The organism is Burkholderia sp. BCC0405, from assembly GCF_902833075.1.
GTDB lineage: Bacteria > Pseudomonadota > Gammaproteobacteria > Burkholderiales > Burkholderiaceae > Burkholderia.
Map to the genome: position 1 here is coordinate 115275 of NZ_CADFEO010000013.1, position 16110 is coordinate 131384.

Sequence of the window (16110 nt, forward strand, 5' to 3'; positions counted from 1 at the left end):
CCGCGTGCCGGTTTCTTTCGACGGTCGCAATGCATAACTGCGTACAGTCGTCGCATCGGAACCACGATGCGACGACATGCAGGAAACCTATCCATCGTATGACCCGCCGGCGCCGCGCCTGCGCGCGGCCCGGCCGCTGAAGCGGCTTCTGCAGCCATTCGCGATCGCACTGTCGCTGTCGATCGCCGTGCCCGCCCATGCCGACGACACGCCGGCGGCGCCCGTCGCCGCCGCCAGCCTCACCGAAGCGTCGCTCCCTCCCACCCTCGATACGATCGTCACGGCGCTGCGCAACCGCTTTCACGTCGCGTATGCCGACGCGCGCACGATCGCGCGCGCAGTGCAGACCGAATCGGATCGCTACGGGCTTGCACCGGCGCTGCTGCTCGCAATCATCGCGGTCGAGTCGGGCTTCGATCGCCACGCGGTCAGTGTCGCCGGCGCGCGCGGGTTGATGCAGGTGCTGCCCACCGCCCATCGCGATCTCGTCGCGCATGTCAAGGACCTGTCCGATCCGGCCACCAACGTGCGAATCGGCGCGGCCATCTTCCGCGGCTATCTCGACGATGCGGACGGCGACGTCGAAACCGCGCTCGTGCGCTACAACGGCGGCACGAAGCGCTATGCACGGCGCGTCGCGCTGCGCGTGCAGCAATTCGATGCGCAGTTGCGCCGTTCAAACGACATGGCGAGTGACGAACCGCGGACGGACACTCACCCCTGAGCGCGTCGCGACTGCACGCCGGCCAGCCGGTAGCCGACGCCTGGCTCCGTCACGATGTACGCGGGCCGCCTCGGATCCGGCTCCAGCTTGCGCCGCAGGTGGCCGACATACACGCGCAGGTAGTGCGGATCCTTGCCGTGCGTCGCGCCCCACACCTCGTTCAGCAGGCGCTCGTGCGTGAGCGGCTGGCCCGCATGATGCGCGAGCACGGCCAGCAAGCGGAATTCGATCGGACTGAGATGCACGCGCGCCCCGCCGCGCAACACCTGGCGATCGCCGAGATCGACGGTCACGTCGCCGAAACGCACGCGGACCGCATCGAGGCGCCCGCCGCCGGCCTGCCGCCGCAGGTGCGCGCGAATTCGCGCGATCAATTCGGCCGCGCCGAACGGCTTCGTCAGATAGTCGTCCGCGCCGGCGTCGAGCGCGGCCACCTTGACGCTTTCCGCACTCAACGCCGACAGCACGATCAGCGGCGCGGCCGAGCACGCGCGCAGCGCACGGATCAGCGCGGTGCCGCCCATGTCGCGCAGGTTCGTGTCCGCGACGATCAGGTCGGGGCGGCGCGCGCCGACCACCGTCACGCCCGCCGCACCGGTCGCGGCCTCGCACACATGCATGTGTTCGGCCTTCAGCGCGACACGGACGAAATGCCGGATGAACCTGTCTTCGTCGACGATCGCGATGACGACGGTCGGTTCGCTCATCCGGCAGCGCCTTCGTCCGGCGCGTCATGCGCGCTCACGCACGCCGCACGGTGCGCGTCCATGCTCAGGCCCATCCGCATGCCACCAGCACCACGTCGATCAGCTTGATGAACGGGAACGGCAGCAGCACGCCACCCAGGCCGTACAGCAACAGGTTCCTGCGCAGCAGCGGCGCGGCGCCGAGCGGGCGATAGCGCACGCCCTTCAACGCGAGCGGGATCAGCGCGACGATGATCAGCGCGTTGAAGATCACCGCCGACAGGATCGCCGACGCCGGCGACGCGAGATGCATCACGTCGAGCACTCGCAGTTGCGGATAGGTCGTCGCGAACGCGGCCGGGATGATCGCGAAATACTTCGCGATGTCGTTCGCGATCGAGAATGTCGTCAGCGAACCGCGCGTCATCAGCATCTGCTTGCCGATCTCGACGATCTCGATCAGCTTCGTCGGGTTCGAGTCGAGGTCGACCATGTTGCCGGCTTCCTTCGCCGCCTGCGTCCCGGTGTTCATCGCGACCGCCACGTCGGCCTGCGCAAGCGCCGGCGCGTCGTTGGTGCCATCGCCCGTCATCGCGACGAGACGCCCGGCCGCCTGGTGCTCGCGGATCGTCGCGAGCTTGGTTTCCGGCGTCGCTTCCGCGAGGAAATCGTCGACCCCTGCTTCCGCCGCGATCGCCGCCGCCGTCAGCCGGTTGTCGCCCGTCACCATCACGGTCTTGATGCCCATCTTGCGCAGTTCCGCGAAGCGCTCCTTGATCCCGCCCTTCACGATGTCCTTCAGCTCGATCACGCCGAGCACGCGCGCGACACCGTCGACGCACTCCGCCACCGCGAGCGGCGTGCTGCCGCGACGCGCGATGTCGGTCACGACCGCGTCGACTTCGCGCGTGACGCGGCCACCGTGGGACTCGACGTAATGCCTGATCGCATCCGCCGCGCCCTTGCGGATCTCGCGGCCGGGCAAGTCGACGCCGCTCATCCGCGTCTGCGCGCTGAACGACAGGAACACCGGATGCAGCGCCTGCAAGTCGCGCTCGCGCAGGTTGAAACGCTGCTTCGCGAGCACGACGATGCTGCGGCCTTCCGGTGTTTCATCGGCGAGCGACGACAGCTGCGCGGCATCGGCCAGCGCTTCCTCGGTCACGAACGGCGCGGGCACGAACGTCGATGCCTGGCGGTTGCCGAGCGTGATCGTGCCGGTCTTGTCGAGCAGCAGCACGTCGACGTCGCCGGCCGCTTCGACCGCACGGCCCGACGTCGCGATCACGTTCGCCTGCATCATCCGGCTCATCCCGGCCACGCCGATCGCGGACAGGAGGCCGCCGATCGTCGTCGGGATCAGGCACACGAGCAGCGCAACCAGTGCGGTGATCGTTACCACGTGGCCGGTCTTCACCGCTTCGACCGCGAACGTCGAGAACGGCAGCAAGGTGGCGGTCGCGAGCAGCATCACGATCGTCAACGCGACGAGCAGGATCGTCAGCGCGATTTCGTTCGGCGTCTTCTTGCGCTTCGCGCCCTCGACCATCGCGATCATCCGGTCGAGGAACGCCTCGCCCGGGTTCGCGGTGACCTTGACGACGATCCAGTCCGACAGCACGCGCGTGCCGCCCGTCACCGACGAGAAGTCGCCGCCCGCCTCGCGGATCACCGGCGCGGATTCGCCGGTGATCGCCGATTCGTCGACCGACGCGACACCTTCGATCACGTCACCGTCGGCCGGGATCGTGTCGCCGGTTTCAACGAGCACGACGTCGCCTTTGCGCAGGTCGGTCGACGCCATCACTTCGACGGCCGCCTTCGCGCGCGCCGCCGCGAGCTTTTTCGCGACCACGTTGTGTTTCGCGCTGCGCAACGATGCGGCCTGCGCCTTCGAGCGCCCTTCCGCGAGCGCTTCGGCGAAGTTCGCGAACAGCACGGTGAACCACAGCCACAGCGCGATCGCGACGATGAAGCCGGCGGGCGCTTCGGCCTGGCCGAACAGCGCGGCGATCCACAGGATCGTGGTCAGGATGCTGCCGACGTACACGCAGAACATCACCGGGTTGCGGAACTGCGTGCGCGGCGTGAGCTTGCGGAATGAATCGGCGATCGCCGGGCGCACGAGCGCGGGATCGAACATCGAGCGCGCGGGCGTGCGCGCATGGCCCGGATGCTCGGGGCGCGGGCCTGTCACGGGCGAGAGAGACATGGCGGGTTTCCTTTACCGCCGCGCATGCTCGCGTGCGGCTTCCGTTTCCACGCAACCATCTTATGAAGGTTCGCGTGAAGATCGCGGCAAAGGATCGCGTCAGGGTATAAAAAGCGCGTAAACATCCGTTTCGCCGCGGCGCGGCGAGGGTGTCTCAAGGGCCTTACACGAGCGGAAGCGCCACACTCCGCTCATCCGGCGTTTACGCGGCAAAGCAGGAAAACGAACCGGGGGCGCGGCGTTCAGCCGACCGTGTAGCGCCCGTGCTGACGCGGACGCCACGGCGACGAGCGGCAACTCGCAGCGCCGGCCGCGCGTCGTGCCGCCCAGCCTGCGCCACGCCGCCCGTGCAGGTCGCGCCGGGCCAGTGCGGCCACCCGCGCCGGCAACGCATGCGCGAGACGCCGCACGGCCGCCACGCGCGCGGCCATGCGCGACGCCGGTGACGCCGGCAACACGCGGCGCGCGGCCTGTGCGCCGGGCCGCTTGCAGAGGATCGCGCTGTCATAGCGCTTGCCGTCGAAGCGCATCACGTCGACAACGTCGAAACCCTGTGCGCCGTAGAACGCGAGCAGGTGCGAAGCGGGATGCGGCGTATCGAGCGCGAGCAGCGTATAGCCGCGCAGCGCGGCCCACTGTTCGGCGAACGCCAGCAGCAACGCGCCGATCCCGCGGCTCTGGCAATCGGGGTCCACCGCCACCTGCCGCACGCTCGCAACGCCTTCGCGCCGGTACAGCGAACACGCCGACGACGAATCGGTCGCATACAGCGTGGCCGTGCCGATCACGCGCCCGCCGCACACGGCGACGTAGCACTCGCCCGCTTCCGCGCGGCGACGCGTGACGTCCTCGCTCTGGTCGACGCACGTGCAGTTGAGTCCCATCGCACCGAGCCGCGCGAACGCGCGATGCAGCATCGGCGTGAGTTGTGCATAGCTGTCGAAAGCCGGATCGAAACGCCGCACGATCACCCGATCGGCGCACACGGAAGGCGGCGCGGCAGGCGTGTGTCCGGCGATCGCGTTCCAGGGTATCGACATTGCCATGCTCCGTGGTTGGGATGCCCGAAGTCTATGAGCGCGCCAACCGCCCTCGCAAGAAAAAATGTCGTAAAAGTTCGGGGAAATGCGTGCGGGAGAGACGGTCGCGACCGTGCATGCCACGGCGCCGTGAGCGTCGCGGCGAGCGCATGAAAGCGCACCGATCGTTGTTTGCGCAAGCAATTCGCGCTGCGGCCGGATCACGCGTCGGCGAGCGCCGTTGACACAGGCCGCGGCGCCTTCCAGACTCGCGGATTCCTTCCCTCACCGAGCGCGCTCATGATCACCTGTTTCCTTCGCTACGTCATCGATCCGTACAAGCTCGACCAGTTCGAAGCGTACGGCAAGATGTGGATTCCGCTCGTCGAAAAGTTCGGCGGCACGCATCACGGCTACTTCCTGCCGTCCGAAGGGGCGAACGACATCGCGCTCGCCATGTTCTCGTTCCCGAGTCTCGCCGAATACGAGCGCTACCGCGAACGCTCGATGGACGATCCGGCCTGCCAGGCCGCGTTCCGCTACGCCGAGGAAACGCGCTGCATCGTCAGCTACGAACGCAGCTTCTTCCGGCCGGTGTTCGAGTAACGGGCAACGGCCCGGCACATCGCGCCCCTTTTCCTGGCCGGGACGAAAAAAAGCCCCGCCTGCATCCGCGCGGCGGGGCCAACCCATGTCAGTAGAGACATCATGGAGGAGACGGGCCCATCTTATCGACCGCGGCCCGCCGTCCCAACCAAGCATTTCTGCTATCGATCTGGGCGGCCGCGCACACGATTGCCCCTGCTGCCCGGCATATCGATAGAACGAAAAGTCGTTTTCAGAGTGGTGGCGGGGTCGTTACCATCTGGTTTTAAGCCTGTGCTTAGCCGGGCAAGCCATCCCCAAGGAGCGCCCCTTGACTGCATTCGATCAACACCGCCGCCCGTTCGTCGTCGGCATTGGCGGTACCACCCGGGCAGCGTCGTCGACCGAACGCGCGCTGTCGTTCGCGTTGCGCGGCGCGCAGGCGGCCGGCGCACGCACGCGGCTGTTCGACGGCCCGTTCCTGCATACGCTGCCGCACTACGCCCCCGAACACAAAACGCTGACCGACGCGCAGCGCGAACTGATCGACACCGTGCGCCAGGCCGACGCGATCATCATCGCGACGCCCGGCTATCACGGCGGGGTCTCCGGCCTCGTGAAGAACGCGCTCGACACGCTCGAGGAACTGCGCGCGGACGATCGCCCGTATCTCGACGGCCGTGCGGTCGGCCTGATCGTCACCGCCTACGGCTGGCAGGCGGCCGGCACCGTGCTGACGTCGCTGCGTTCGATCGTGCATGCGTTGCGCGGCTGGCCGACGCCGTTCGGCGCGACCGTGAACACGCTCGAAACGCGCTTCGACAGCGCCGACAGCTGCTCGGATCCAAAGGTCGTCGCGCAGCTCGAGACGGTCGGCACGCAGGCGGCCGAGTTCGCGCTCGCGTTCGCATCGCATCGCGCGGCCTCGCATGCGGCATCGGTCGACGCACTCGCGCCCGTGCTGAAGATCGCCAACCAGTAATCCCCCGCCTTCCACCGCCCGCGCCCGGCCGACCTCGTTCGCCGGCGCGGGCGGCGCACGTTCGGACGGACGGCTGCGCGCCGTGCACGCCGACGCGTCTCCCCGCCCTTCCCCGAGCCCCGTGCCGATAACGATTCGGCTCGCTGCGTGATTTGCATTGGCCGAAAGATTGGTTCACGCCGCGGGCGGGTTTTCGTACGCTGAACCTCCGAACTTTCTCCGCGCACCTCATGAACCGTACGATCCGCTACAAGGGCTACGAAGTCGCCCCCGCTGCCGCCCGGTTGCCGAACGGGCTGTTCGCCGCCAACCTGACGATCGAGAAGGCGAGCGGCGGCCCGTCGCCGCGCGCGGTTTCGTTCGACGCAATCGATTTCTTCTTCGAGGAAGAGCACGCGCTGGCCTACGCGTCCCGCTGGGGCCGCCTCTGGATCGATACGCACGCGTGACGCGCGCCTGGCCGGCGTGCACATGGCCGCTCGAAAATACGCGATTACGGAAGCTATGCAAGAATCTTTCGATCCGTAATCGCACGACAACAGCCATGAGTGACACGCTGCAGGAAAAGCATGCAGCGGCAGATCACGCAATGCGCAACTGGACCTTCGAGAGGCAAGGTCCGGTCCGGATCGGTTCCGATGCGCACATGCAGATGTTCTGCCGCATGCTGCTCGACACACACAATCCGTACAAGCCGGCGGTGATCGACTGGCCGGCGCTCACACCCGCCGAGCTCAAACGACTCACGTCGCTGCCGATCTGGGACATCGCGGTGCAGACCGAAGGCCGCGCATCGATCCGCGTGGCAACTTATGCGGCGACAATCGACGATCCGCTGCTGCGCCGCGCGCTCGAGATGGACGGCGGCGAGGAAGCGCGCCACAAGGTCGTGCTGTCGAAGCTCGTCGACGCATACGGCATCCGGCTCGCTCCCGAGCCGGCCTACCCTGCGCCGAAAGATCCCGAGTGGTGGTGGATCGTCACGGGCTTCAGCGAATGCATCGACAGCTTCTTCGCGTTCGGCCTGTTCCGTTCCGCGCAGCGCTCCGGCTATTTCCCGCCCGAACTCGTCGACACCTTCGAGCCGGTGATCCAGGAAGAAGGCCGCCACATCCTGTTCTTCGTGAACTGGTATGCGTGGTACTGGCGCTCGCTCCCGTGGTGGCGCCGGCCGTGGTTCTTCGCGCGGGTCGCGGCCGTATGGGTGCATTTGATCCGGGAGCGCATCGGCATCGCGCGCGGCATCGATTCCGACGGCGTCGCACGTGACGCAAACTTCCCGGCGACCGGCACCGCCGACATCGGCGACGCGCTCAATCCGCGCGAGCTGATCGAACTGTGTCTCGCCGAGAACGACCGGCGGATGGCCGGCTACGACAAGCGTCTGCTGCGCCCGATGTTCGTGCCGCGCATGGCGCGGCTTGCATTGCGGTTTCTGAAGAAGTAAAGCAACTGCGTCGGGGCAAAAATCCGGTTCCTGGTTGTCCGGTCGGGCAACCGGGTAACGCCCCGCGACGATCGAAACACCGGGGCTGCCTGAATCCCGCACCGACCGGATCGCGGACAATTGCGTCACCCACATCCGGCGCGCCGCAAGCGATACGCGGCGATCGACGCATCCGTTCTGTTCGATGGCCCGCGCCCGGGCCGCGTTCGAACTCCGCTACGCATTCGACGCGCTTCCGCATCACCGGGGCTGCCCTGCCCGCCGCCCGCTCGAGATTTCCCCATCGCATGCGGTGTGGAACCTCACCAACCGCCATCGAGCCGCCGAATGCGGCGCACCTGACGCGCTCATTCCCGCCCTTTTTTCCTCGGTACTTTGGCGCGTGCGGACAGATTGTCGCACCCGGGATTTGACGATTCCGGAACGTCGTCGCCGACGCCGGACAGCCTCTTTAACAACCTGTCGCGAACGGGCGCACCGCCGACGCAGGTCACGCCTGCCTGACGGATTCATTCCGTTTTCGCACCCCTTGCGATTATCCACATTGCCGAAATAGTCAATAGGACAAGTTTGAAAGATGAATGACGACGGTCCGACCTACCGCCCCGTAGCACTTTTTTACACATTCGGCGGGCCAACTGGCCCGGAATGCCCGCCACGCGCACCATCGCTGCGGACGAGATGCGCAAATCAGCACAGACCGATGCTAGATATTTCAAATTAAATTGATTTACGGATAATCCTTAAAATCAATATAAAATCAGCACTCAAATTCATAATTAACAAATTAACAAGACAGCAACAACATTATCCATTAGCACCTCGCCCAATATTACGCGAGTGAAAGGATTGCTTATCCCGCAAACGTTTGCTATTTCATTAGTCTTACAAATAAGGACTTCAGATGTGTAGGCCACCGCACAAAACCGCCACAACCATATGATTTTTATGAAGAAATATAGGGCGAGCCGGCGGACCACAAACCATACATCAAACATTCTTACAACTTTCAAATGCGTTCTTCACCAACGTGTCAAAAGTCGACGTATTAACCATTTTTTAACTTTCAAAACCCTCCATTTATCACTTTTTATCAATCTAAAAAACCTCCCTCCAATAAACTCCGCCCATCAATTTTGAGATTCACGCGGGCGCACGGAGCATTCCTCTAACGAAAGAGACCAGTGTGTGGCGTGCATATTTGGAGGTAGCTGGACATGAACCGCACATACCGCTCGATCTGGAACGAATCCCTCGGCGCGTGGGTCGCCGCATCGGAACACGACTCGGCACGGGGCAAGCCGAACAAGTCGGCTGTCGCCATCGCCGTGCTGGCCATTCTGGCAGCGCTGCCTTCGCTCGCGAACGCCACTACGCTGATTCCAGGTACAACGAACGGCACGCAATTCACCGTGTCGTCGTGTACGTCGGGTGGCAGCAGCGGTACTACCGGCCGGACGACGACGCCCAATACCAGCGCCTATCCTGTCGACGGATCCGGCACCTACTCCACCGTCGCAGGCTGTAACGCCTCCGGCAACAACGTTCTCGCAGCCACGGTGTATGGCGCGTTCGCCCAGGTGACCGGCAACGGCGGCACGGCCATGGGTTTCCTGTCGTCCGCTGCGCTTTGGGGCACTTCCGCCGGCCTCGAATCGACTGCCAGCGGCACGGCGGCGACCGCGCTCGGCTTCGGTGCAACCGCCAACGCGTTGAATTCGGTTGCGATCGGCGGGGCGGGCGGCAACGGCACGACGCCGCTTTCGTACGCAAACTCGACCATCGCATCGGGCGCCGGCGCGATTGCGATCGGCAGCAATGCAACGAAAGGCGCACAAGCCGCCGCCGCCGACAGCATCGCGCTCGGCGGCCAGTCGTCGGTCACCTCCACCGCAACGTCCGGCATCGCGATCGGCCGCGGTGCGACGGTGAACGGCGCATACGGCATCGCACAGGGCGATGGCGTGACGACCGGCGCAACCGGCTACAACGTCGCGATCGGCTCGTCGGGCACGACCGCCAACAGCGGTTCCGCGAACGGCGGCGCCGTGGCGATCGGCCGCTCGCAGACCGCCAGCGGCGACGGCGCGGTGGCGCTCGGCAACGGCAACTCGGCGAACGGCACGGGCTCGGTCGCACTCGGTAACAGCAGCACGGCAACCAATAGCTCCGTGGCGCTCGGCAGCTCGGCGTCGGCAACGGGCGCCAACGGCTCGATTGCCATCGGCAATGCGTCGACAGCAAATGGCACCGGCGCGATCTCGCTCGGCAACTCCGGCAGCTTCGCCGCCAACTCAATCGCGAGCGGCACGGACGCACTCGCACTCGGCAACGGCTCGACGGCCAGCGGCGCCGCCGGTGCGGTCGCCGTAGGTGCCGCAGCCGTGGCGTCCGGTACGTACGGGACGGCAATCGGTTCCAATTCGACGGCAAGCGTCGCAAAATCGGTCGCCCTCGGCTACAACTCCCTGACAACCAGCGCGGCGACAACGACGTCCGGCGGCACCACCACCGTCAGCAGCGCCACGATCGGTGGCCAAACGTTCGGCAACTTCGCAGGCTCTGGCGCGGCAGGCGGCGTCGTCAGCGTCGGTACGGCCGGCAACGAGCGTCGCATCCAGAACGTTGCCGCGGGTCTCGTCACGGCGACCAGCACCGATGCGATCAACGGCAGCCAGCTCTACTCGGTCGCAAGCACGACGACTTCGAGCATCACGAGCCTGTCGACGTCGGCTTCGACCGGTTTGTCGTCGGCGAACAGCTCGATCTCGTCGCTGTCGACGTCGACGTCGACGGGTCTGTCGTCGGCCAACAGCTCGATCGGATCGCTGTCCACCGGCCTCTCGTCGACCAATAGTTCGGTTACTTCACTGTCGACTTCCACGTCGACGGGTCTGTCGTCGGCCACCAGCTCGATCGGATCGCTGTCCACCGGCCTTTCGTCGACCAACAGCTCGGTCACTTCGCTGTCGACTTCCACGTCGACGGGTCTCTCGTCGGCCACCAGCTCGATCGGATCGCTGTCCACCGGCCTCTCGTCGGCCAATAGTTCGGTTACTTCACTGTCGACTTCCACGTCGACGGGTCTCTCGTCGGCCACCAGCTCGATCGGATCGCTGTCCACCGGCCTCTCGTCGACCAACAGTTCGGTCACTTCGCTGTCGACTTCGACGTCGACCGGTCTGTCGTCGGCCACCAGCTCGATCGGATCGCTGTCCACCGGCCTCTCGTCGACCAACAGTTCGGTCACTTCGCTGTCGACTTCGACGTCGACCGGTCTGTCGTCGGCCAACAGCTCGATCGGCTCGCTGTCCACCGGCCTCTCGTCGACCAACAGTTCGGTCACTTCGCTGTCGACTTCGACGTCGACCGGGTTGTCGTCGGCCACCAGCTCGATCGGCTCGCTCTCGACTGGCCTTTCGTCGACCAACAGCTCGGTGACCTCGCTGTCAACTTCCACGTCAACCGGTCTCTCGTCGGCCACCAGCTCGATCGGCTCGCTCTCGACCGGCCTTTCGTCGACCAACAGCTCGGTCACCTCGCTGTCGACCTCCACGTCGACCGGCCTGTCGTCCGCCAATAGCTCGATCACGTCGCTGTCCACGTCGACCTCGACCGGTATCAACTCGCTGTCCACCGGCATCAGCTCGACCAACAGCTCGGTCACCTCGCTGTCGACTTCCACGTCGACGGGTCTGTCGTCGGCCAATAGCTCGATCACTTCGCTGTCCACGTCGACCTCGACCGGTATCAACTCGCTGTCCACCGGCATCAGCTCGACCAACAGCTCGGTCACCTCGCTGTCCACGTCGACTTCGACCGGCATCAATTCGCTGTCCACCGGCCTGAGCAGCACAAACAGCTCGATCCTGTCGCTGTCCACGTCGACCTCGACCGGCATCGGCTCGCTGTCCACCGGCCTGAGCAGCACGAACAGCTCGGTAACCTCGCTGTCCACGTCAACCTCGACCGCGATCAACGCCGCGAAGACGCACTACTACAGCGTCAACGACGGCGGCACGCAGCAAGCCAACTACAACGACGACGGCGCAACGGGCGTCAACTCGCTCGCCGCCGGCGTAGCCGCAACTGCCGCGGGCGCAAGCAGCGTCGCCGTCGGCAACGGCGCGAACGCGGCAGGCGCAAGCGGCGTCGCCGTCGGCAGCAGCGCAAGCGCGAGCGCAAGCAGCGCGGTCGCGATCGGCTCGAACGCCGTCGCGAACAACGTCGGCAGCGTCGCCCTGGGCAGCGGCTCCGTCACGGCAGCGGCCAACCCGACGCCCACCGGTACCATCGGCGGCGTAACCGCCACGTTCGCGGGCGGGAATCCGACGAGCGTGGTCAGCGTCGGTAGCGCCGGTGCCGAGCGTCAAATCACGAACGTTGCGGCCGGCGAGATCTCCGCAACCAGTACCGACGCCATCAACGGCTCGCAGCTCTTTGCAACCAATTCGGTCGTGAATTCGCTGTCGACGACGGTGTCGTCGTCCAGCAGCGCAATCTCGTCGCTGTCGACCGGTATTAGCTCGTTGTCGACCGGCCTGAGTTCAACCAACAGCTCGGTCACGTCGCTGTCGACTTCAACGTCGACCGGCCTGTCGTCGGCCAACAGTTCGATCACCTCGCTGTCCACCTCGACTTCGACGGGCCTCTCGTCAGCTAACAGCTCGATCACGTCGCTGTCCACGTCGACCTCGACCGGCATCAGCTCGCTGTCCACGGGCCTCAGCTCGACCGATAGCTCGGTGACCTCGTTGTCGACCTCCACGTCGACCGGCCTCTCGTCGGCGAATAGCTCGATCACGTCGCTGTCCACGTCGACCTCGACCGGCATCAGCTCGCTGTCCACGGGCCTCAGCTCGACCGATAGCTCGGTGACCTCGTTGTCGACCTCCACGTCGACCGGCCTCTCGTCGGCGAATAGCTCGATCACGTCGCTGTCCACGTCGACCTCGACCGGCATCAGCTCGCTGTCCACGGGCCTGAGTTCGACCGATAGCTCGGTGACGTCGCTGTCGACCTCCACGTCGACCGGTCTGTCGTCGGCAAACAGCTCGATCACTTCGCTGTCCACGTCGACTTCGACCGGCATCAGCTCGCTGTCCACGGGCCTCAGCTCGACCGACAGCTCGGTGACCTCGCTTTCGACGTCCACGTCGACCGGCCTGTCATCGGCCAATAGCTCAATCACCTCGCTGTCCACGTCGACCTCGACCGGCATCAGCTCGCTGTCCACGGGCCTGAGCTCGACCGACAGCTCGGTGACCTCGCTTTCGACCTCCACGTCGACCGGCCTCTCGTCGGCCAACAGCTCGATCACGTCGCTGTCCACGTCGACCTCGACCGGCATCAGCTCGCTGTCCACGGGCTTGAGCTCGACCGACAGCTCGGTGACCTCGCTTTCGACTTCCACGTCGACCGGCCTGTCGTCGGCGAATAGCTCGATCACCTCGTTGTCGACCTCCACGTCGACCGGTCTGTCGTCGGCAAACAGCTCGATCACTTCGCTGTCCACGTCGACCTCGACGGGCATCAACTCGCTGTCGACCGGACTGAGCTCGACCGATAGCTCGGTCACCTCGCTCTCGACCTCCACGTCGACGGGTCTGTCGTCGGCTAACAGTTCGATCACGTCACTGTCGACCTCGACCTCGACGGGGATCAATTCGCTGTCGACCGGCCTGAGCTCGACCGATAGCTCGGTCACGTCGCTCTCGACTTCCACGTCGACCGGCCTGTCGTCGGCTAACAGCTCGATCACGTCGCTGTCCACGTCGACTTCGACGGGCATCAACTCGCTGTCGACCGGCCTGAGCTCGACCGACAGCTCGGTGACCTCGCTGTCGACCTCGACCTCGACGGGGATCAATTCGCTGTCCACCGGCCTGAGCTCGACCGATAGCTCGGTCACCTCGTTGTCGACTTCCACGTCGACCGGCCTGTCATCGGCCAATAGCTCGATCACCTCGCTGTCGACCTCGACTTCGACGGGGATCAATTCGCTGTCCACGGGCCTGAGCTCGACCGACAGCTCGGTGACCTCGCTTTCGACCTCCACGTCGACGGGCCTCTCGTCGGCGACTAGCTCGATCACGTCACTGTCGACCTCGACCTCGACGGGGATCAATTCGCTGTCCACGGGCCTGAGCTCGACCGACAGCTCGGTGACCTCGCTGTCGACCTCCACGTCGACCGGCCTGTCGTCGGCCAACAGTTCGATCACGTCACTGTCCACGTCGACCTCGACGGGGATCAATTCGCTGTCCACGGGCCTGAGCTCGACCGACAGCTCGGTGACCTCGTTGTCGACTTCCACATCGACGGGCCTCTCGTCGGCGACTAGCTCGATCACCTCGCTGTCCACCTCGACCTCGACCGGCCTCTCGTCGGCCAACAGCTCGATCACCTCGCTGTCCACCTCGACCTCGACCGGCCTGTCCTCGGCTAACAGCTCGATCAGCTCGCTGTCGACTTCGACCTCGACCGGCCTGTCCTCGGCGAACAGCTCGATCAGCTCGCTGTCGACCTCGACCTCGACCGGCCTCTCGTCGGCCAACAGCTCGATCACGTCGCTGTCGACCTCGACCTCGACCGGCATCAACTCGCTGTCCACCGGCCTGAGCAGCACGAACAGCACGATCCTGTCGCTGTCCACGTCGACGTCGACCGGCATCGGCTCGCTGTCCACCGGACTGAGCAGCACGAACAGCTCGGTAACCTCGCTGTCCACGTCGACCTCGACCGCGATCAACGCCGCGAAGACGCACTACTACAGCGTCAACGACAACGGCGTGCAGCAAGGCAACTACGCCAACGACGGCGCAACGGGCACCAACGCCCTCGCGGCCGGCGTGAACGCGAGCGCAGCAGGCGCCAGCAGCGTCGCGGTCGGCGACGGCTCGAACGCGCAGTCGGCAGGCGCGGTCGCAATCGGCCAGAACGCATCGGCAACGGGCGGCAAGGCCGTGTCGATCGGCTCCGGCAACACGGCAAGCGGCGACGGCGCGGTCGCGATCGGCGACCCGAGCATCGCGACGGGCACCGGCGCGGTGGCGATGGGCGCGAACGACACGGCGACCGGCGACGGCGCAGTGGCGCTCGGCAACGCGAACACGGCAAACGGCGCCAGCGCACTCGCCCTCGGCAGTTCGAACCAGGCCACCGCGGACAACACGATCGCGCTGGGCAACCAGTCCACGGCCAGCGCAGTCGGCGCACAGGCCTACGGCTCGAGTGCAACGGCAAGCGCCGCCAACTCGCTCGCGTTCGGGTCGAACGCGCTGGCCAACGTCGCCAACTCGGTCGCACTCGGCGCGAACTCGGTCACGAGCGCCGCGAACCCGACGTCGAGCGCCACGATCGGCGGCGTCACGTACTTCTTCGCGGGCAGCTCGCCGGTCGGCGTGGTGAGCGTCGGCGCACCGGGCCAGGAACGCCAGATCACGAACGTCGCCGCAGGCCAGGTCTCGGCCACGAGCACGGACGCGATCAACGGCAGCCAGCTCAACGCGACGAACAACGCGGTGAATGCGCTGTCGACGTCGACCGCGTCGAACGTCGCGTCGCTGTCGACGGGCATCAACTCGCTGTCCACGGGTCTCAGCTCAACGAACAGCAACCTCACGTCGCTGTCCACGTCGACCTCGACCGCGATCAACTCGCTGTCGACGGGCCTGAGCACGACGAACAGCAACGTCAATTCGCTGTCGACGTCGACCTCGACCGGCATCGGCTCGCTGTCCACCGGCCTGAGCACGACGAACAGCAACGTGGCGTCGCTGTCGACCGGCGTGAACAACATCAACAACCAGTTGACCCAGTTGTCGACGTCAATCAACAACACCAACAACAACACGCGTATCGCCAACAACAACAACGGCATCGCGGCCGACATGAACGGCACGGGCAGCGATCACCCGACCGTCACCGCGGGTTCGAACTCGGTGGCGATCGGCGCGAACTCGACGGACGGCGGCCGCCAGAACGTCGTGTCGGTCGGCAGCGACACGCAGCAGCGTCAGATCATCAACGTCGCGCCGGGTACGCAAGGCACCGACGCGGTGAACGTGAACCAGCTGACGCAGGTGCAGACGACGCTGTCGACGGCACTGTCGGGCCAGCAGGCGCAGATCAACTCGCTGGGTTCGCAACTGCAGCAGACCGACCAGATGGCGAAGCAGGGTATCGCGGCCGTCGGCGCGATGGCGTCGATCCCGCAGCTCGATCGCGACGCCAACTTCGGGATGGGCGTGGGCACGTCGACCTTCCTCGGCCAGAAGGCGATGGCGGTCAACATGCAGGCTCGCATCACGGAGAACCTGAAGGCGTCGATCAACGGCGGCTTCAGCGGCGGTCAGCGGGTGATCGGCGCCGGCATGCTGTACCAGTGGAAGTAACGCGTCGCGCCGCCAGGCCGCCCGGCTCGCCAGCCGGCCGGCCCGCGGCGGCCACGACG

9 protein-coding genes are annotated in these 16110 nt (G+C 65.7%); 6 read left to right on the plus strand and 3 right to left on the minus strand.

Features of this window, described 5'->3' with window-relative positions:
• The first annotated feature begins 76 nt into the window (after positions 1 to 76).
• Positions 77 to 724: a lytic transglycosylase domain-containing protein gene (locus HWX36_RS22215; protein WP_175954755.1), complete on the plus strand. Its 648-nt coding sequence runs from the start codon at positions 77 to 79 to the stop codon at positions 722 to 724.
• Here the strand turns inward: HWX36_RS22215 and HWX36_RS22220 are convergent.
• From HWX36_RS22220 to HWX36_RS22230, 3 genes are all read right to left on the minus strand, one after another.
• Positions 715 to 1431, minus strand: a complete 717-nt coding sequence (locus tag HWX36_RS22220) for a winged helix-turn-helix domain-containing protein (RefSeq protein WP_175954757.1) — start codon at positions 1429 to 1431, stop codon at positions 715 to 717. The genes HWX36_RS22215 and HWX36_RS22220 overlap by 10 nt on opposite strands.
• 64 nt (positions 1432 to 1495) lie before the next feature.
• Positions 1496 to 3553 (minus strand): potassium-transporting ATPase subunit KdpB, encoded by a 2058-nt coding sequence (kdpB, locus tag HWX36_RS22225; protein ID WP_175954928.1) that lies wholly within the window; start codon positions 3551 to 3553, stop codon positions 1496 to 1498.
• 311 nt (positions 3554 to 3864) lie between these two features.
• On the minus strand, positions 3865 to 4662 hold the full coding sequence (locus tag HWX36_RS22230) for a GNAT family N-acetyltransferase (RefSeq protein WP_175954759.1): 798 nt from the start codon (positions 4660 to 4662) through the stop codon (positions 3865 to 3867).
• A 279-nt stretch (positions 4663 to 4941) separates the two neighbouring features.
• Between HWX36_RS22230 and HWX36_RS22235 the strand changes: the two genes are divergently transcribed.
• The 5 genes from HWX36_RS22235 (at position 4942) to HWX36_RS22255 (ending at position 16051) form a co-directional block, all read left to right on the plus strand.
• Entirely contained in the window at positions 4942 to 5247 is a 306-nt protein-coding gene (locus tag HWX36_RS22235; RefSeq protein ID WP_175954761.1) for an NIPSNAP family protein, read from the plus strand.
• A 310-nt stretch (positions 5248 to 5557) separates the two neighbouring features.
• Entirely contained in the window at positions 5558 to 6208 is a 651-nt protein-coding gene (locus HWX36_RS22240) for an NAD(P)H-dependent oxidoreductase (protein WP_175954763.1), read from the plus strand.
• A 230-nt stretch (positions 6209 to 6438) separates the two neighbouring features.
• A complete protein-coding gene (locus tag HWX36_RS22245) occupies positions 6439 to 6657 on the plus strand; it encodes a transcriptional regulator (protein WP_175954765.1) in 219 nt (72 codons plus the stop codon).
• A 95-nt stretch (positions 6658 to 6752) separates the two neighbouring features.
• Positions 6753 to 7655 (plus strand): ferritin-like domain-containing protein, encoded by a 903-nt coding sequence (locus HWX36_RS22250; protein WP_175954767.1) that lies wholly within the window; start codon positions 6753 to 6755, stop codon positions 7653 to 7655.
• 1217 nt (positions 7656 to 8872) lie between these two features.
• Entirely contained in the window at positions 8873 to 16051 is a 7179-nt protein-coding gene (locus HWX36_RS22255; protein WP_175954930.1) for an ESPR-type extended signal peptide-containing protein, read from the plus strand.
• Positions 16052 to 16110: the final 59 nt, after the last annotated feature.

Coding starts and splice junctions, on each gene's coding strand:
- HWX36_RS22220 (WP_175954757.1), bottom strand. CDS start 1,431: ATGAGCGAACCGACCGTCGTCATCGCGATCGTCGACGAAGACAGGTTC.
- HWX36_RS22250 (WP_175954767.1), top strand. CDS start 6,753: ATGAGTGACACGCTGCAGGAAAAGCATGCAGCGGCAGATCACGCAATG.
- HWX36_RS22245 (WP_175954765.1), top strand. CDS start 6,439: ATGAACCGTACGATCCGCTACAAGGGCTACGAAGTCGCCCCCGCTGCC.
- HWX36_RS22230 (WP_175954759.1), bottom strand. CDS start 4,662: ATGTCGATACCCTGGAACGCGATCGCCGGACACACGCCTGCCGCGCCG.
- HWX36_RS22255 (WP_175954930.1), top strand. CDS start 8,873: ATGAACCGCACATACCGCTCGATCTGGAACGAATCCCTCGGCGCGTGG.
- kdpB (WP_175954928.1), bottom strand. CDS start 3,553: ATGTTCGATCCCGCGCTCGTGCGCCCGGCGATCGCCGATTCATTCCGC.
- HWX36_RS22235 (WP_175954761.1), top strand. CDS start 4,942: ATGATCACCTGTTTCCTTCGCTACGTCATCGATCCGTACAAGCTCGAC.
- HWX36_RS22215 (WP_175954755.1), top strand. CDS start 77: ATGCAGGAAACCTATCCATCGTATGACCCGCCGGCGCCGCGCCTGCGC.